General features: G+C 66.1%; 17 protein-coding genes. 7 read left to right on the forward strand and 10 right to left on the reverse strand.

Annotated elements, in window-relative coordinates; translation table 11 throughout:
• Positions 1–6 precede the first annotated feature (6 nt).
• A complete protein-coding gene (locus B4A72_RS06375; RefSeq protein WP_292957780.1) occupies positions 7–2,121 on the forward strand; it encodes a RelA/SpoT family protein in 2,115 nt (704 codons plus the stop codon).
• A 64-nt stretch (positions 2,122–2,185) separates the two neighbouring features.
• Entirely contained in the window at positions 2,186–2,917 is a 732-nt protein-coding gene (locus B4A72_RS06380) for a DUF2062 domain-containing protein (protein WP_292957783.1), read from the forward strand.
• 14 nt (positions 2,918–2,931) lie between these two features.
• Here the strand turns inward: B4A72_RS06380 and B4A72_RS06385 are convergent, their stop codons facing one another.
• The 7 genes from B4A72_RS06385 to B4A72_RS06415 all read right to left on the reverse strand — a co-directional run bounded on the left by B4A72_RS06385 (position 2,932) and on the right by B4A72_RS06415 (position 11,422).
• Complete coding sequence (locus B4A72_RS06385; protein ID WP_292957786.1) at positions 2,932–3,840, reverse strand: 2-hydroxyacid dehydrogenase; 909 nt, start codon at positions 3,838–3,840, stop codon at positions 2,932–2,934.
• A gap of 4 nt (positions 3,841–3,844) precedes the next feature.
• Positions 3,845–4,984 carry a rod shape-determining protein RodA gene (gene rodA / locus B4A72_RS06390; RefSeq protein WP_292957789.1) on the reverse strand — a complete coding sequence of 380 codons (1,140 nt, stop codon included), beginning with the start codon at positions 4,982–4,984 and terminating at the stop codon, positions 3,845–3,847.
• 15 nt (positions 4,985–4,999) lie between these two features.
• Positions 5,000–6,946 (reverse strand): penicillin-binding protein 2, encoded by a 1,947-nt coding sequence (gene mrdA, locus B4A72_RS06395; RefSeq protein ID WP_292957792.1) that lies wholly within the window; start codon positions 6,944–6,946, stop codon positions 5,000–5,002.
• Positions 6,943–7,482 (reverse strand): rod shape-determining protein MreD, encoded by a 540-nt coding sequence (locus tag B4A72_RS06400; RefSeq protein WP_292957795.1) that lies wholly within the window; start codon positions 7,480–7,482, stop codon positions 6,943–6,945. Before B4A72_RS06400 ends, mrdA begins: the two co-directional genes overlap by 4 nt.
• A complete protein-coding gene (gene mreC / locus B4A72_RS06405) occupies positions 7,479–8,432 on the reverse strand; it encodes a rod shape-determining protein MreC (RefSeq protein WP_292957798.1) in 954 nt (317 codons plus the stop codon). The genes B4A72_RS06400 and mreC overlap by 4 nt, the downstream gene beginning before the upstream one ends.
• A 35-nt stretch (positions 8,433–8,467) precedes the next feature.
• The gene (locus tag B4A72_RS06410; protein WP_292957801.1) at positions 8,468–9,502 is read right to left on the reverse strand and encodes a rod shape-determining protein; all 1,035 of its coding nucleotides are present in this window, start codon (positions 9,500–9,502) and stop codon (positions 8,468–8,470) included.
• A gap of 363 nt (positions 9,503–9,865) precedes the next feature.
• Positions 9,866–11,422 carry a 2-isopropylmalate synthase gene (locus B4A72_RS06415; RefSeq protein WP_292957804.1) on the reverse strand — a complete coding sequence of 519 codons (1,557 nt, stop codon included), beginning with the start codon at positions 11,420–11,422 and terminating at the stop codon, positions 9,866–9,868.
• Between the two features lie 399 nt (positions 11,423–11,821).
• On the opposite strand from B4A72_RS06415, the gene B4A72_RS06420 reads away from it, so the two are divergent.
• Together B4A72_RS06420 and B4A72_RS06425 are read left to right on the forward strand one after the other, a co-directional pair.
• On the forward strand, positions 11,822–12,256 hold the full coding sequence (locus B4A72_RS06420) for a universal stress protein (RefSeq protein WP_292957807.1): 435 nt from the start codon (positions 11,822–11,824) through the stop codon (positions 12,254–12,256).
• Positions 12,257–12,279: 23 nt separating this feature from the next.
• The gene (locus B4A72_RS06425; protein WP_292957810.1) at positions 12,280–13,827 is read left to right on the forward strand and encodes an alanine/glycine:cation symporter family protein; all 1,548 of its coding nucleotides are present in this window, start codon (positions 12,280–12,282) and stop codon (positions 13,825–13,827) included.
• Positions 13,828–13,917: 90 nt separating this feature from the next.
• On the opposite strand, the gene B4A72_RS06430 is transcribed toward B4A72_RS06425, so the two are convergent.
• Together B4A72_RS06430 and B4A72_RS06435 are read right to left on the reverse strand one after the other, a co-directional pair.
• On the reverse strand, positions 13,918–14,616 hold the full coding sequence (locus tag B4A72_RS06430) for a CDP-alcohol phosphatidyltransferase family protein (RefSeq protein WP_292957813.1): 699 nt from the start codon (positions 14,614–14,616) through the stop codon (positions 13,918–13,920).
• Between the two features lie 75 nt (positions 14,617–14,691).
• Positions 14,692–15,423 (reverse strand): SseB family protein, encoded by a 732-nt coding sequence (locus B4A72_RS06435; RefSeq protein WP_292957816.1) that lies wholly within the window; start codon positions 15,421–15,423, stop codon positions 14,692–14,694.
• Between the two features lie 96 nt (positions 15,424–15,519).
• On the opposite strand from B4A72_RS06435, the gene B4A72_RS06440 reads away from it, so the two are divergent.
• Positions 15,520–16,512, forward strand: a complete 993-nt coding sequence (locus tag B4A72_RS06440) for a serine hydrolase domain-containing protein (protein WP_292957819.1) — start codon at positions 15,520–15,522, stop codon at positions 16,510–16,512.
• Positions 16,513–16,534: 22 nt separating this feature from the next.
• Here B4A72_RS06440 and B4A72_RS06445 read toward each other — a convergent pair whose 3' ends face one another.
• Positions 16,535–16,978, reverse strand: a complete 444-nt coding sequence (locus tag B4A72_RS06445) for an outer membrane protein assembly factor BamE (protein ID WP_292957822.1) — start codon at positions 16,976–16,978, stop codon at positions 16,535–16,537.
• 143 nt (positions 16,979–17,121) lie between these two features.
• Here B4A72_RS06445 and B4A72_RS06450 point away from each other — a divergent pair, with 143 nt between their 5' ends.
• Positions 17,122–17,670, forward strand: coding sequence for a YceD family protein (locus B4A72_RS06450; RefSeq protein WP_292957825.1), 549 nt, complete (start codon positions 17,122–17,124; stop codon positions 17,668–17,670).
• Between the two features lie 248 nt (positions 17,671–17,918).
• The gene (gene rpmF / locus B4A72_RS06455; RefSeq protein WP_090742511.1) at positions 17,919–18,125 is read left to right on the forward strand and encodes a 50S ribosomal protein L32; all 207 of its coding nucleotides are present in this window, start codon (positions 17,919–17,921) and stop codon (positions 18,123–18,125) included.
• The last annotated feature ends 1 nt before the right edge of the window (position 18,126 follow it).

Below are 18,126 nucleotides of genomic sequence, written 5' to 3' on the forward strand. Positions count from 1 at the left end.
CAGGACATGATCGACGTCGAAGACCTGATCGCGCTGGTCCGCAACTACAACCCGCGCAGCAATGCAGACCTGATCCGCGAAGCCTATGAATACGGGATGCGGATGCACGAGGGTCAGTTCCGCCATTCCGGCGAGCCCTATTTCACCCATCCCATCGCCGTCGCCGCCATCCTGACCGAGATGCGGCTGGACGACGCGACCATCGTGACCGCCCTGCTGCACGACACGGTCGAGGACACGCGATCGACCAAGGAAGAGATCGTCACCATCTTCGGCCCCGAGATCGCCGATCTGGTCGATGGCGTGACCAAGCTGACCAATCTGCAACTCAGCAACACCCAGTCCCGGCAGGCCGAGAATTTCCGCAAGCTGTTCATGGCCATGTCGCGCGATCTGCGCGTGATCCTGGTCAAGCTGGCCGACCGGCTGCACAACATGCGCACGATCCGGTCCATGCGGCCCGACAAGCAGGTGCAGAAGGCACGCGAAACGATGGACATCTATGCGCCGCTGGCCGGGCGCATGGGGATGCAGTGGATGCGCGAGGAACTGGAGGATCTGGCCTTCAAGGTCATCAATCCCGAGGCGCGCAACTCGATCATCCGCCGCTTTGTCAGCCTGCAGCGGGAATCGGGCGACATCATCGGCCAGATCACCGCCGATATCCGCACCGAGATGGACAAGGCCGGGATCGACGCCGACGTGTTCGGACGCGCCAAGCGGCCCTTTTCGGTCTGGCGCAAGATGCAGGAAAAGCAGCTTGCCTTCTCGCGCCTGTCGGACATCTACGGCTTTCGCATCATCACCCGGTCCGAGATGGATTGCTATCGCGCACTTGGGGTGATCCATCATCGCTGGCGGGCCGTGCCGGGGCGTTTCAAGGACTATATCAGCCAGCCGAAATCGAACGGCTACAGATCCATCCACACCACCGTGTCGGGCCGAGACGGCAAGCGGGTCGAGGTGCAGATCCGCACCCGCCAGATGCACGAGGTGGCCGAGGCGGGCGTGGCCGCGCATTGGGCCTATCGCGACGGCGTGCGCGCGAAGAACCCCTTCGCGGTCGATCCGGCGGCCTGGATCGACAGCCTGACCGACCGTTTCGGCGGCGAGGATCACGATGAATTCCTCGAACATGTCAAGCTGGAGATGTATCAGGATCAGGTCTTCTGCTTCACGCCCAAGGGTGACGTGATCCAGTTGCCGAAAGGCGCGACGCCGATCGATTTTGCCTATGCGATCCACACCCGCGTGGGCAATTCCTGTGTCGGCGCCAAGGTGGACGGGATTCGGGTGCCGCTGTGGACCCGGCTGAAGAACGGCCAGTCGGTCGAGATCATCGCGGCCTCGGGACAGCGCCCGCAGGCGACATGGCTGGATATCGTCGTGACCGGCCGGGCCAAGGCGGCAATCCGTCGGTCCCTGCGCGAAGAGGACCGCGACCGCTTCATCCGGCTGGGCCGCGAACTGGTCCGCGTCAGTTTCGAACATGTCGGGCGCAAGGCCACGGACAAGACGCTGCGCACCGCCGCACGGCAGATGGGCATGGCCGATGCGGAGGAATTGCTGGCGCGGATCGGCAGCGCCGAGAATTCCGCCAAGGAGGTTCTGGCGGTTCTCTATCCCGAACTCGCGGGCCATCAGGACGAAATCGACGGCGCCCGCCCCTTCGCCGGGCTGGAGGCCGATGCCAACTTCACCCGCGCGCCCTGCTGCAACCCGCTGCCGGGCGAACGGATCGTGGGCATCACCTATCGCGGCACGGGCGTGGTCATCCATGCCATCGACTGCCCCGTCCTTGCCGAATTCGAGGACAGCCCCGACCGCTGGATCGACCTGCACTGGCGCGAGGGGCGCCATCCTGCGGCCTATTCGACGCTGCTGGATCTGACGATCCGCCACGATGCGGGCGTGCTGGGCCGGATTTGCAGCCTCATCGGGTCGCAGGGGGCCAATATCTCGAACCTCGAATTCATCGACCGCAAGCCGGATTTCTATCGCATCGAGATCGAGGTGGAATTGCGCGATCGCGAACATCTGCACAATCTGCTGACGGTGCTGGAGACCGAAAGCGACGTGGCCCAGGTCGCACGCATCCGCGATCCGGCGCTGAAACCCTAGGCAAGCGGGGCCGATCCGGGTAGGTCTTGCCCGGCAGGACAGGATTGGGATGGGGTAGGCCGGGGTGTTCAAGCGCCGCAAGCCACGCAGCTATGGGCAGATCGCCAGCGACATGATCTATCCGCGCGGCGGCTGGCGGCGCGCGGGTGCCTATGTCTGGTTCCGCCTGCGCCGTCTGCCCGACCAGCCGCACCGGATCGGGCGCGGCGTGGCGTCGGGGGTCTTCGTTTCCTTCACTCCGCTTTTCGGTTTTCATTTCCTGTCGGCGGCGGGCTGTGCCTGGCTGATCGGCGGCAATGTGCTGGCCGCGCTGCTGGCGACCTTTGTCGGCAATCCGATCACCTTTCCCTTCATCGCCGTCGTGGCCGTCAGCCTGGGACGCCGATTGCTGGGGATGGGCGGCGAGTTGTCTCCGCAACTGATCTTCGGCGAATTCGCCCGCGCAAGCGGCGAGATGTGGCACAATATCCGGTCGCTTTTCGGGCCTGAACGCGCGCATTGGGGCAATCTGGTCGATTTCTTCCAGCAGGTCTATCTGCCCTATCTCGTGGGCGGCCTGATTCTGGGTCTGATCGCGGCCATCGCGACCCACTACCTCAGCGTCCCCGTGATTCGCGCCTATCACTGGCGGCGCGCCAAGAAGATGGCCGAGCGGATCGCGCGGGTGCGCAAGCAGGGCGAAATCGTCACCACCGCCCCGGATCTGGCACCCAGCCGCGATTCCGCGGCGCCTGCCGGACACGCCGCCCGCCCCGATCACCCGCCGGAGGATGGCGATCCGCCCCGGAGCATCTGACGGCGGAAACCGCCTCAGTATCCCCGGTCGCGGTCCACGAGGTTCAATATGGGTCGCCCGGACATGGCGCGGCGCAGGTTTTCGGCGACCACCGGGGCCGCGGTTTCGGGCCGCGTCTCGGCGGCGATATGGGGCGTGACGGTCACGCCGGGATGGGACCAGAACGGGTGGCCGCCGGGCAGCGGCTCGGTGCGGAAGACATCCAGCACCGCATGTCCCAGATCGCCTCGATCCAGCGCGGCGATCAGCGCGGCGTCCACGATGGCCGTGCCCCGGCCGGGATTGATGATCCAGGCCCCGCGCGGCAGCATGGCCAGGTGATCATCATCCAGCAGATCCCGCGTCCGCGCGGTGTCGGGCAGCAGGTTGATCAGGATTTCGGCCCGGCCCAGGGCCGCAGCCAGATGGTCCGCGTCAAAGACCTCGACGCCTTCGACCGGGCGGCCCGAGGCGCTGAAGCCCGCCAGCCGAAAGCCGATCGCGCCCAGCATCGCGGCGGTGGCACGGCCCAGCTCTCCGAGGCCCAGGATGGTCACGCCCCGCTGGGGCGCCAGCGGTGCGACGACATCGTTGCGCCAGGTGCCGTCCTGTGCATAGCGGTCCATCCCCAGATGCGCCCGCATCGCCCAGCCGGTGCAGAATTCCGCCATGCCCCGCGCCAGGCCCGGATCGACCATCCGCGCCAGCGGCTGGGTCAGGGTCGGGTTGGTGACGATCCGCTCGACCCCGGCCCACAGGCTCTGGACCAGCCGTGCATTTCCATAGGGCGACAGATCCTCGATCTCGCCGCCCGGCGCGTAGATGATGGCGTCGAAGCTGGCCGGTTCGCCGCCCCTGTCCAGATCCATTTCGGGACAGGCTTCGCGCAGGGCCGGGGCCCAGGCCTGCCACGCCTCGGGACGGGCGGCAAAGAGAACGCGCATCTGGCTACCTCGATCGGTGAACATGGGCGGATTGCACCAGGCCGAAGCCCAGCATCAGGATCATCAGCGAGGTGCCACCATAGCTGATCAGCGGCAGGGGGGAACCCTTGGCCGGGATCAGACCCATCACCGTCGCCATGTTGATGGCGAAATACAGAAAGAACGTGCCCGAGATGCCGATGGTGATCAGGCTGGCAAAGCGGTCGCGGTTGGTCAGCGCCGAATGCAGGCAGAAGCCCACGATCAGCGTATACAGCACCAGCAGCGAGACCGCGCCGATGAAGCCGAATTCCTCGGCCAGCACGGTGAAGATGAAGTCGGTATGCTTTTCCGGCAAGAAGTTCAGCCGCGACTGCGTGCCCTGCATGAAGCCGCGGCCCGACCAGCCGCCCGAACCAAGCGCGATCTGGCTCTGTATGATGTTGTAGCCCGCGCCCAGCGGATCGGCGGCGGGGTCGAGGAAGGTGTCGATCCGGCGGAACTGATAATCCTTCAAAAGCTGCCAGTCGGTGCCCCGGCTTTCCAGCACCGTGGCGACGAGGCCGACGGCCATGCCGATCACCGCGCCGAAATACCACAGCGACACGCCGGCGGCGAACATCACGATTCCGCCGCCCGCGACCAGCATGATCGACGTGCCGAGGTCGGGCTGGATGATGACCAGCCCGGTCGGCGCCAGGATCAGCACCACCGGCAGCAGCACCCAGAGCGGGCGCGAGACCCGGTTCAGCGGCAGCCAGTCGTAATAGGCGGCCAGCAGCAGGACCAGGGCGATCTTCATCAGTTCCGAGGGTTGCACGCGAATCGGTCCGAAATCGATCCAGCGCCGCGCGCCCATGCCGACCTCGCCAGCGACCTCGACGCCGACAAGCAGCAGGAAGCAGCCGATATAGGCCGCGACCGAGATCCCGCGCCAGAACCACATCGGAACGAAGCCCAGGCCGATCATGATCACCATGCCGGCCGCGAAACGATACATCTGCGGCTTGGCCCAGCGATCGACATCGCCGCCCGCGACGGAAACCAGCATCAGAAAGCCGATCCCGGCAACGGCGGTGATCAGCAGGATCAGCGGCCAGTTCAGATACAGCAGCTTGCGCCACCCGGTCGGGGTCTGAAGCACCTGATAATCGAGATAGGACATTCCGGACCGTTCCCGTCAGGCGCGCGAGCGCGTGGCGCGCGGCGGATCGGGCACGTAGAGATTCATCGCGGCATGGCGTTCCTGCATCGCGGCGCGTTCGCTGTCAGGAATGGCATCCAGCGGCGGCAGACCGCCGGCCAGCGCGAACAGCAGGATGTCGCGACCGATCGGCGCGGCCACGGTCGAACCGCCGCCGCCATGTTCCACGACCACGGAAACCGCATAGCGCGGCGCCTGATAGGGGGCGTAGCAGATGAACAGCGCGTGATCGCGGCGGCTCCAGGGCAGATCCTCGTTCGACACGACCCCACGCGCGCGTTCGGCAGCGGTGATGTTGCGCACCTGGCTGGTGCCGGTCTTACCGGCCATGCGCCAGTCCTCGCGGATGATGCGCGATCGTCGCGCGGTTCCGCGCGCGCCGTTCATCACCGCCTCCATTCCGCCTTGTGCCAGCCGCATCAGGCCCGGATCGACGCCCAGATCGGGAAATTCGGCCAGCGGCCGGGGGATGCCGTCAACGCTGCGGATCAGGCGCGGCACCACAACCTTGCCGCTGGCCACGCGCGCCGTCATCAACGCCAGTTGCAGCGGCGAAGCCAGCACATAGCCCTGCCCGATCGAAGAGTTCAGGCTGTCGCCGATCTGCCAATCCTGTCCATAACGCGCAGCCTTCCAGGCCCGGTCGGGCGCGATGCCTTCTGCCACCGCGGACATCGGCAGATCATGCTCTACCCCGATTCCCAGTCGCCGCGCCATCGCGGCGATCCGGTCGATGCCGACCCGCTGGGCCAGTTCGTAATAGAACACGTCGCAGCTTTGCTCCATGCTCTGGATCGGGTTCATGCTGCCGTGTCCGCTGCGCTTCCAGCAATGAAAGCGGCGGCCGCCGACCTCGATGTAACCGGGACAGTAGAAGCGGGTATTTTCGTTGATCAGCCCCGATTCGAGCCCGGCCAGCAGCGGCGCCGGCTTGAAGGTCGAGCCCGGCGGATAGAGCCCCTGAACCGTCTTGTCGGCCAGCGGCCGAAGTTCGTGCTGCATCAGCCCGCGATAATCGGCCGAGGATATGCCGCGGACGAACTTGTTCGGATCGAAACTGGGCGAGGAACAGATCGCGACGATATCGCCGGTCTGCACATCCATGACCACGGCCGCGGCGCTTTCCTGGCCCAGCCGCTGCGCCGCGTAATTCTGCAGCCGGGCATCCAGTGTGGTCTGGATCGTCGCGCCCTGCTGACCCTCTTGCCGGCTCAGTTCGCGCATCTCGCGGCCGGTGCTGTTGACCTCGACCCGCCGCGCCCCGGCCTTGCCGCGCAGATCGGCCTCCATCTTGGCTTCCATGCCGACCTTGCCAAGCTGGAAGTCGGGCAGCATCAGCACCGGATCGGGATCCTCGATCTTCGAGAGATCGTAATCCGACACAGGTCCGACATAGCCCAGCACATGCGCCAGGTCGCCGGCGCGCGGATAAATCCGCGAAAGGCCCGATTCCGGCGTCACACCAGCCAGCGCGGGCGCATTCACGGCGATCGAACTGAATTGTTCCCATGTCAGGCGGTCGGCCAGCACCACGGGGGTGACGGCGCTGCGTCTGGAAAATTCTTCCAGAAGCTCGGCCATGCGATCGTCGCCGATCGGGATCAGTTGCGACAGACGCCGCAGGACCGGCTCGACATCGCCGCCGGCCTCTTCGCGGGTCAGGGTGACGCGATAGTTCTGTTCGTTTCCGGCGATGACCAGCCCGTTGCGGTCATGGATCAGACCGCGCGCGGGCGGCAAAAGGCGGATCTTGATCGAATTGCCATCCGCCAGCATTCGATATTCGTCGGCCTGCTCGACCTGCATCGAGCGCAGCTTCAGCGCCAGCGTCGTGACCACGCCAAGCTGGACGGTGCCCAACAGCAGACCGCGCCGCCCGATCAGGCGGGCGCTGTCGACGATCTGACGTTCGGTCTTCTTCATCTCGCGAATCTCGTCCGTTCGGCCGCGCCCGGGCTGACCCGCCGCAACCCGACCAGCCAGCGCGCCGCAAACACCGTGACCGGGTAGGCGGCGATGCTGGCCAGATATTGCAGGATCGCCTGGCCCAGGGCCGGGACCGGCAGGAAGAACACCACCTGAATGACCCGGTAGCCCAGCATCATCGCCCCGATCAGGATCGCGACGCGCAGCCATTCAACCATGAAAGACTGATCGCGCCAACGGGGCTCACGCAGGCGTGCGGCCTCGCTGCCCAGAAGCACGATCAGCGGCCACAGGCCCAGCGGACGATAGAGAAAAACATCTTCCAGCAGGAAGGCGGCGACGATCACGAGGGCGGGCAACTGGTCCGGGCGGCGCAGCACCCAGGCGAAGGTCAGGCCCAGGGCCACGTCCGGACCCGGCCAGCCCGTCAGCCCGGTCGAAAGCGGCAGCAGGCGCACGAAAAGCAGCACGGCAAAGCACAGCCCGAACAGGACCGTGCCACCGACGACCTGCCGCCCCGGACCCCGGCTCATTCGCCGGCGCCTTCCGGCAGGCCCGCGGAGAGGGGATCGGCCGCCTGCGCCGCCTCGACCGGCGACGAGGGCCGTTGCGGGCCGATCATTGCGCCGGAATTGTCGGGGCGTATGATCGCGTCGCTATCGGCCACCGTCTCGGCCGGGTGGGAACGCAGGACCCGCAGGAATTCCAGCCGACCGTAATCCGCCGCCAGCAGCAGCCGCATCCGCCCGTCGCTGCCCTGGGCCACCTGCCCGACCAGCAGGCCGGGCGGAAACACCCCGCCATCGCCCGAGGTCACGACCCGGTCGCCGGGGCGCACGTTGTCGACCGCCTCGATGAAGTCCAGAAACGGCAGCGGCGTGTTGTCGCCCGTCAGCAGCGCGCGTTCGCCCGAGGGCTGGACCGTGACAGGCAGCCGCGACGAGGGATCGTTCAGCAGCACGACACGGCTGGTCCTCTGCCCCACCCCGGCGATCCGGCCCACAAGGCCAAGACCGTCCATCACCGCCCAGCCCTCGACGATGCCGTCCTGGGCGCCAACATTCAGCAGCACCGATTGCCGGAAGGCCGAGCCGCTGTCGACCAGAACCACGCCGGTCACGCTGGTCAGCGCCGGGTCCAGTCGGACGTTGTTCTGCGCCAGCAGCTTGGAATTTTCCTGTTCCAGCTGGACGGCGGCCTCTTTCCAGGCCTGCATCTTCTGCAACTCGCGGCGCAGTTCCTGATTCTGCTCGTAGATGCGGGCATAGGACTGGAAGCCCGCGATCATCTGGCTGACCTTGGTCACGGGCGCGAAGGCCCATTCGAAACCGGGCACGAAACGGTCGATCAGCGCGACCCGCATCCGTTCGGCCCGGGGGCTGTCGATGCGCCAGAAAAGGAACAGACCGATCAGGACAATCGTCATCAGCGCGATCAGGACGCGCCGGATCGGGGTGACGAAATCGGGTCCCTTTCGTGCCATTCGGAAACGCGCCTTCGCGATACCGCCGCGCTGCGTCAGCTTTCGTAGTCGATGACGTGGCGCAACTGCTTTTCGAATTCCAGCGCCTTGCCGGTGCCAAGCGCGACGCAACTCATCGGCTGATCGGCCAGGGTGATCGAAAGGCCGGTCTGTTCGCGCAGGGCCAGATCCAGATCGCCCAGCATGGCGCCGCCACCGGTCAGGATCACGCCGCGATCGACGATATCGGCGGCCAGGTCGGGCGGCGTCGCCTCCAGCGCGACCATCACCGCCTCGCAGATCGCCTGCATCGGTTCGGTCAGCGCCTCGGCGACCATGGCCTGGCTGATCTCGATTTCCTTGGGGATACCGTTCAGCAGATCGCGTCCGCGCACCATGATCGTGGCGCCGCGTCCGTCATCGGGCATCCGCGCGGTGCCGATGCTGGTCTTCACGCGCTCGGCCGTGCTGTCGCCGATCAACATGTTCTGGTTGCGGCGCAGATAGTTGATGATCGCCTCGTCCATGCGGTCGCCGCCGATGCGGACAGAACGCGCATAGACCACATCGCCCAGCGACAGCACCGCGACCTCGGTCGTGCCGCCGCCGATATCGACGACCATGCTGCCGGTGGGCTCGGTGATCGGCATCCCCGCACCGATGGCCGCCGCGATGGGTTCCGCGATCAGGCCCGCACGGCGGGCGCCGGCGGACAGGACCGACTGACGGATGGCGCGTTTTTCGACCGGGGTGGCGCCATGGGGCACGCAGACGATGATCTTGGGCTTCGAGAAGGTGGTGCGCTTGAACACCTTCTTGATGAAATGCTTGATCATCTGCTCGGCGCTGTCGAAATCGGCGATGACACCTTCGCGCATCGGCCGGATCGCCTCGATGCTGCCCGGTGTGCGGCCCAGCATCAGTTTCGCGTCCTCGCCCACCGCCAGAACCTGCCGCTTGCCGTCCTTGACGTGATAGGCCACGACCGAGGGCTCGTTCAGGATGATGCCCTTGCCCTTGACATAGATCAGCGTGTTCGCCGTGCCGAGGTCGATTGCGATATCGGTCGAAAACAAACCGCCGAATGCCATGCCCGTAGTCCCCTGTTCGCACCGGGTTGATCCCGGCCTGCCCGAATTTCACGCCCCGCACAACCGGCGGGAATCGCCCCCGGTGCGGGCCTCGCCCGGTATAGAAGCCCTCAGGCCCAAGCGAAAGCCCTGTCTAGCGCCGCCCGGCACAACCGCGCTGTGCCGGGCGGCGGGGTGCGGCGACCGTGCCACAACGCGCGGCGGCGGACCGCCCCTTCGGATCCTTGCATCATCCGTGGCGCCGATGGCAGGCGGTTTCCGGGACGTGACAGGGCGTCCCCGCTTTCGCATCATCGGGCCAATCGCATCCGCGCGGGGAATGCCCCGCAGGCTTGCGGGCGGGCTTCCATCCGCGCCAGGGGATCAATGCGAATACATGCTGATCTGCTTGTCGTCCCGGCCCGTGCGGGCGCGGCGCACGATCAGGTGGTTCAGCGCGCCGACATAGGCCTTGACCGAGGCCAGGATCGTGTCGGTATCGGCCGCCTGCCCGTTCACGATGCGGCCGTCTTCCTCCATCCGGACGCTGACCGTGGCCTGCGCATCGGTGCCTTCGGTGACGGCATGGACCTGATACAATTGCAGCCGCGCGTCATGCGGGAAGATCTGCTTGACCGCGTTGAAACAGGCATCGACCGGGCCGTCGCCCACCGCATGGACGGTCCGTTCCTCGCCATCCACGATCATGGTCAGATCGGCGCTCTGTCCGTCGCTTCCGCAGACGACGCGCAGATGCTTGACCTGCAGATGATCGTCCTCGGTATTTGCGGCGGCGTCCTGGACAAGCGCGACGATATCCTCGTCATAGACCTCTTTCTTGCGATCGGCGAGCGCCTTGAACCGCACGAAGATGTCCTTCAACTGGTTGTCGCCGACCTCGTAGCCCAGATCCTTCAGCTTGGCCCGCAGCGCCGCGCGGCCCGAATGCTTGCCCATCGCGATGTTGGTTTCGTTCAGGCCGATATCGGCCGGGCGCATGATTTCGAAGGTCTCGACATTCTTCAGCACGCCGTCCTGATGGATGCCGCTTTCATGCAGGAAGGCGTTCTTGCCGACGATGGCCTTGTTGAACTGGACCGGAAAGCCGGAAACCTGCGCCACCCGACGCGACAGGCCGATGATCTTGGTGGTGTCGATTCCGGTGTCGAAAGGCATGATGTCGTGACGCACGCGCAGCGCCATCACCACCTCTTCCAGCGCGGTGTTGCCGGCGCGTTCGCCCAGCCCGTTGATGGTGCATTCGATCTGGCGGGCGCCGGCCTCGACCGCTGCAAGGCTGTTGGCCGTCGCCATGCCCAGGTCGTTGTGGCAATGGGTGGCGAAGATGATGTCATCCGCGCCGGGCACCCGTTCGATCAGCATCCGGATCAGATCGGCGGATTCGCGCGGTGCGGTATAGCCCACCGTATCGGGGATATTGATGGTCGTGGCGCCGCACCGGATCGCGATCTCGACCACGCGGCACAGGTAATCATGTTCGGTCCGCGTGGCGTCCATCGGCGACCATTGCACGTTGTCGCACAGGTTGCGGGCATGGGTGACGGTCTGTTCGATCCGCTCGGCCATCTGGTCCATGTCCAGGTTGGGAATCGCGCGGTGCAGCGGCGAGGTGCCGATGAAGGTGTGGATGCGCGGGCGGCGGGCATGTTTCACCGCCTCCCAGCAGCGGTCGATATCGGGGATCTGGGCGCGGGCCAGACCGCAGATCACGCTGGTCTGCGCCTGTCGCGCAATCTCGCTGACGGCGGCGAAATCGCCTTCGCTGGCGATCGGAAAGCCGGCCTCGATGATGTCCACGCCCATCTCGTCCAGCATCTGGGCGATTTCCAGCTTTTCGGCGTGGGACATGGTCGCGCCGGGCGATTGTTCGCCGTCGCGCAGGGTGGTGTCGAAGATGAAGACGCGGTTCTCGTCGCTCATGGGTCTGTCTTTCTTGCGCTGTCCGGTATCGGGAATATCCGGGCGCCGACCTGACTGAGCGGCGGCCCGGAAGACCCGCTCAGCGCAGCGTAAGAAGCAGCAGACCGCGGAGATTGACGGCCAGACGCGCGCCAAAGGGCGCGGTCGCGGCGGTCGGGATATGCAGCATCCGGGTCATGGCCGCGACTATGCCGCCCGCGGGCCGGCTTGAAAAGCGAAAAATCGCCGCCCAGGGCCGTGCAGCACGGCGCGGCCGATAGCGCCAATCCGCCGGCGTGAAAGGACATTCACGGTTTCGTCATCTTTTTGCTGGCCGCTGCCCCGGTCATTTGCCTATCATTTGATGATCGACGCAGAAGCGAGCACCGAAAAACCACGAAGCAACGGAAAGGGGGATTCATGTCACGCAAGATCGTCGTCGGTTATGACGGCAGCGAGGCGTCACGCCGCGCGCTGGACTTTGCGATAAGTCGGGCCGGCGCGCAGGGGGACAGCATCATCATCGCGCATGTCCTGGAATGGTCGCCCTACAGTTTCCTCACGCCCAACGAGATCGAAGAACGTCACCAGCGGCGCAAGGAAGAATTGCAGCGCGCCGAAGAGATGCTGATCCAGCCGATGGTCAGGCTGGTCGAGGCCGAAGGGATTCCGGTCTCGACCGCGATGCGCTATGGCCACATCGCCGAGACATTGTGCAAGATCGCGCAGGACGAAAACGCGGCGCTGATCTTCATCGGACGCATGGGCCATTCGGGCTTCACCTCGCGCATCTTCGGATCCGTTGCGGGCACGCTGGCGCAGGCATCGCCGGTGCCGGTGACGATCGTGCCATGAGCCACGGGACAAGGAGATTTGACATGACCCATTTCGCAAAACGACTGGGCGTCCCGGCGGCGCTTGCAACCCTGGCCGCGACAGGACCCGCGGCGGCCCAGGGGCTGGACGAGGCCGTCAACAGCGTCTTCGCCAGTTCGACCGGCTGGTTCGTCAGCTTCATCTTTTCCAGCTTTCCGGGCACCTCCTTCCCCTGGATCGTCGGCTGGCTGGTGGTCGCGGCGACGATCTTCACCATCTATTTCGGCTTCATCCAGTTCCGCGCCTTCGGCCATTCCATCGCGCTGGTCCGGGGCGATTATTCCGACCCCAACGACGCGGGCGAGGTCAGCCACTTCCAGGCGCTGGCCACGGCGCTGTCGGGCACGGTCGGGCTGGGCAATATCGCCGGCGTCGCGGTCGCCATCGGCATCGGCGGTCCGGGCGCGACCTTCTGGATGATTCTGGCGGGTCTTCTGGGCATGGCATCGAAATTCACCGAATGCACGCTGGGCGTGAAATACCGCAACGAATACGAAGACGGCCACGTTTCGGGCGGGCCGATGTATTACATGACCAAGGGCTTTTCCGAACGCGGCGTCGGCGGCGGCAAGGTGCTGGCGGTCCTGTTCTCGATCTTCTGCATCCTCGGCGCCTTCGGCGGCGGCAACATGTTCCAGTCCAACCAGGCCCATGCCCAGCTTGCCAATGTCTTCGGCGACTATCCGGGCTGGATCACCGGACTGGTCTTCGCGCTGATCGTGTTCATGGTCATCGTCGGCGGCATCAAGGCGATCGCGCAGGTGACCGAACGTGTCGTTCCCTTCATGGGCATCCTCTATGTCGGCACGGCGCTGATCATCATCTTGCTGAACTACGACCAGATCGGAAACGCCTTCGGCCAGATCTTCCGCGGGGCCTTTACCTGGGACGGCGCCGTCGGCGGGGCCACCGGGGCGCTGATCCAGGGTTTCCGCCGCGCCGCCTTTTCCAACGAGGCCGGCGTCGGCTCGGCCGCGATCGCCCATTCGGCCGTGCGCACCAACGAGCCGATCACCGAAGGCTTCGTGTCGCTGCTGGAGCCCTTCATCGACACCGTCGTGATCTGCACCATGACGGCGCTGGTCATCATCATCACCGGCCAGCTGGTCACCGATCCCCAGACCGGCATGTTCGTGCTGAACGAGTCGGGCGACGCGATCCAGACGCTCAGCGGCAATAGCGGCGTGGCACTGACCTCGGCGGCCTTCAGCGAAAGCTTCGGCTGGTTCCGCTATATCCTTGCGCTGGCGGTGGTGCTGTTCGCCTTTTCGACAATGATCTCGTGGAGCTATTACGGCCTGAAGGCCTGGACCTTCCTGTTCGGCGAGGGCCGGACCAAGGAACTGGTCTTCAAGGTGATCTTCTGCATCTTCACCTGGATCGGCGCGGCGGCGAGCCTGGGGCCGGTCATCGACTTCTCGGATGCGATGATCTTCTCGATGGCGGTCGTCAACATCATCGCGCTCTATGTGCTGATGCCGGTCGTGAAGACCGAGATGAACAGCTATCTCTCGCGGCTCCGGTCGGGCGAGATCAGGAAGTTCGCCTGAGACGGGACCGGCGGGGGGCCAGCCCCCCGCACCCCCCGAGGTATTGGGAAAGAGTGCGAGGGGGGCGGACGACTTGTCCGCCCCCTGCGTTCAGGGCCGGATGCGGCGATCCAGAAGCTGCTGGGCCGCGCCCGCCAGGATCAGCCACAGCGTCGTCACCACCAATCCCCAGATCGCCCAGCTCGAGGGGTGGAAATCGACCCATGCCGCGCGGACGGCAAAGATCACCCAGGCGATGGCCACGGGCAGCGAGATCGCGCGCCAGCGTTCGGTGCGCACCGGGTGGATGAACTTGATGTTGCTGAACATCGCGACGGTCAGCGCCACGATGATGGCCAGGATCACCGTCCAGTGCGGCTTGACCGCGAACAGGACCAGAACAACCATGTTCCAGCATCCCGGAAAGCCCGCGAAGGAATAATCCCTGGTCTTCATCCGCGTATCCGCGAAATAGATCACGCTGCCATAGGTGATGACGATGATCGCGAACCAGCCGGTCCAGCCGCTGAGAAGCCCGGATTTGAACAACGCGAAGGCCGGAATGAAGACATAGGTCAGATAATCGATGATCAGATCCATCAGCACGCCGTCATAGGTCGGCCAGTTGACCCTGACATCGTATCTGCGCGCCAGCGGGCCATCGACGCCATCGACGGCGAAGGCGGCGACCAGCCACAGAAACATCATCGACCATTCCGCGTTGACCGCCGCCAGCATCGCCAGCATCGACAGCACCGCGCCTGTCGCGGTCAGAAGATGGACAAGAAGGGCCTTGTATCGCGGCTGCATCCATCCCTTCTGTCAGTTTGGCGACGACGGTGCAACAATCCTGCGTCACGGCGCGGGGCGAAACCGACGCGACGATCAGCGCAGGATCGGCGGCCCTTTCGGGCCTTTCGGCAGGTCGGGGAGGACGTCCGGCGGCAGGTCGAATCGCAGCGCGCCGGTCGGAGGAACGGTCTCGGAAAAGCTGATATCGACACCGCCGGGCTGCGGCGGCAGGAAGGCCAGCGTTTCGGCCAGGGCCTTGGCGATGGCGGGCTGGTGGTCCGGCGACGCCCCCGAAATCAGCAGCAGATGTCCGGCCCGGCCCGCGATACCCGCAAGGGCTGCGCCGGATACCAGGCCGCGCAGATCGGACAGCCGCGCCGCCAGGGGTTCGGCCAGCGCCGCGACGGCGGCCGGGTCGGGCGCGACAGGCCGCAGCCGCGCCTCGGCGGTTTCGGGCGCAGAGGTCAGCGCGCCCGCCAGCCAATCCAGCGTCGCGGCGTCCAGAAGCATCTCGGAGGGTGCGCCGGGATTGACCAGCAGGCCCGTGCCCTCGGTGCGCAGGATCGCCGCCAGCACCCGCCCGGGCAACGCGGCATAGGCGACCGGGCCGCCCAGGAACCCCGCCAGCCGGTCCTCGCCGTCGCAGGCCAGGGCGACGGGGCCGTCTTCCAGCGCGAAGATCCGGAATTCCAGCGTCTCGCCCCTGGGTTCGGAGACCAGCGCGACGGCCAGTTCGGTATCGGCCAGCCGCGACAGCATCCGCGCCCGAAGCGGTGCCTCGGCATCGTGGAACGGACTGGTGGCAAGATCGTCAAGCGCGGACATGGCCCCCCCCTTTCATCGCGTTCCGCCCTACAGGCGCGACCCCGCCTGACGCAAGCGTGACTTCGCCTGCCGCCGCCGCGCCCGCATAATGGGGCCATGCACAGACGCATCCTGCTGGCTGCCGCCGCCGCCGTCCTTGCCGCGCCGAACCTTGCGCGGGCCTCGCTGTCGCCGATCCTCTCCGAGGCGTCGCGGCTGGAGCCTCTGCGCGCCGTCGCGATCTGGCGCGACGGCGCCGAGATCGCGGCCCGCGGCTATGGCGGCTTTACCCCGGACCGGCCGACCAACATCAAGTCCGCCTCGAAATCCGTGATTTCGGCCCTGGCGGGCATCGCCATCGACAAGGGGCTGCTGGACGGTCCCGACCAGCCGATCGCCCCGATCCTGAAGGCCGATCTGCCGCGCGACCCCGATCCGCGCCTGGCGCAGGTGACATTGGGTGATCTGCTGTCGATGCAGGCGGGACTGGAACGGCAATCGGGACCGAATTACGGCCGCTGGGTCAACACTGCGAACTGGGTCCGCGCCGCATTGGCCGCGCCTTTCACCCAGGATCCGGGCGGGCCGATGCAGTATTCCACCGCATCCAGCCATCTCGTCTCGGCCATCCTGACGCGGGTGTCACAGCGATCCACGATGGCGCTGGCGCGGGACTGGCTGGGCGATGTTCCGGGCTTTCGCATCGCCGGCTGGCAGCGCGACCCGCAGGGCATCTATCTGGGCGGCAACCAGATGGCGATGAGCACCCGGTCGCTGCTGGCCTTCGGCGCGCTTTATGCCACGGGCGGACGCGCCGGCGGGCAGAGGATCCTGTCGCGGGACTGGATCGCGCAAAGCTGGCAGGTCCGCACAGCCTCGATCTTCGGCGGCCAGGGATACGGCTATGGCTGGTTCATCGACCGCATGGCCGGTCGCGACCTGCGCTATGGCTGGGGCTATGGCGGGCAGATGATCTATGTCTTTCCCGCCACGCGCGACCGCCCGGCCAGCGCCATCGCGATGACGTCCGACCCCGACCTTCCCTCGGCGCGGACAGGATATCGTGACCAACTGCATCGGCTGGCGGCCCGCCTGATCGAGACCACCTGAACGGCCCGGCCCGCCCGCCGCGTCACTCGATGAAGTCGCCGGCCTGGAAATTGCCCAGGTTGCCGAGAAGCTGGCGGATGAACGAAACCTCGGTAACGCTGCCCTCCGTCACGCGGCGCGACAGCACCACGACGCGGCCACGTTCCTGCCCGAAACGTTCGATATTGGACACGACCCCGCTGGGCGCGAAGGAAATCGCCACGACTTCTCGATCTACCTCTTGCGGGGGCAGCGCGCCAAAATTGCGCCAGCGCGAGCCGACATAATACCACCCCGCACCGGTCAGCAGACCCTGCGCCGAGGGCCGGCCGATCAGCCCCTCCAGTTGATCCATGCTGGTCTGGCCGACGACCACCTTCGCCAGATCGGAATCGGGCGGCACATAGCCGTGATTGCGATAGACGGGCGCACAGGCGGCCAGCACGGCCACGAAAGCCAGGATCAGAAGGTTCCTGAAGGCAGCCATGCGGGTTTCCTTTGTGCGGGCGGTTGACGCGGCCCGCCCGGCTTAGCAAACTCCGGCGCGGCGCTCAAGAAGTCCATCCGCGACGAGGGCTTGTGCCGCAGGTCACCGCCGCATGTCGCAAGCCAACTGCCCGAGGCACGATCATGACAGCCCCAGCACAGCCCTCCGCGTCGCAGCCGCAACGCCTGCGCGTCGCCCATCTGGATCCGCGCGGCCCGACCGATTTCGCGCTGCGTCCCGCGGCCGAGGCGCGCGCGGCCATCGCGGCCGAACTGAACATCCTCGCCCTGCCCCGCCTGGCTTTCGAGGGCCGGATCAGGGCCGAGGGCGGCCAAGCCTGGGCGTTGTCGGGCCGGCTGACGGCACAGGTCGTGCAGTCCTGCGTGGTGACGCTGAAGCCGGTGAAGACCCGGATCGAGGAAGATGTGCGCCGCCTCTATTCCCCGCATCTGCGCGACCCCGAGGGCGACGAGGTCGAGATGCCGGACGAAACGCTGGAACCGCTGGGCCAGTTCATCGACCTTTCGGCCGTGATGATCGAGGAACTGGCGCTGTCCTTGCCGGATTATCCCCGCGCGCAAGGCGCCGAACTGACGCCGGATGCCCGCGATGATGACGGCCGGCCCGAGACGCGACGGCCCTTCGAGGGGCTGGACCGGCTGATGCGGGGGGACGGCGACGTCCAGGGATAGGGGCCCGGAACCTGCGCCGCCGCGCCGTTGCAATGCAGCCACAGAATCGCGGCCGATCATGCGGATTCGTCCTGCCGGACCAGAATGGGCTGGCGCGGCGCCACCGCCGCGGCGCATTTATGGGCAAGCCGACCCAAGCGAGGGCTTGCAGGCGCGGGTTCTATCGCGTATCTGCGCGGTTCATTTACGAATACAAAACTCATGGTGCCACGGCTTTCGGCCCGCACCCAGACAACCGAGGTCGAGACATGGCTGTCCCTCAGAATCGCGTCACCCGCTCCAAGCGCAACATGCGTCGTGCCCATGACGCGCTGGTCGCCGGCAACCCCAACGAATGTTCGAATTGCGGCGAATTGAAGCGTCCGCATCACGTCTGCCCGTCCTGCGGCCATTACGCCGATCGCGAGGTGATCGCCCAGGCGAACGAGATCGACCTGGACGACGACGCGGCCTGAT

Origin of the sequence: Paracoccus sp. UBA5162, assembly GCF_002413585.1 — a bacterium.
Lineage (GTDB): Bacteria > Pseudomonadota > Alphaproteobacteria > Rhodobacterales > Rhodobacteraceae > Paracoccus.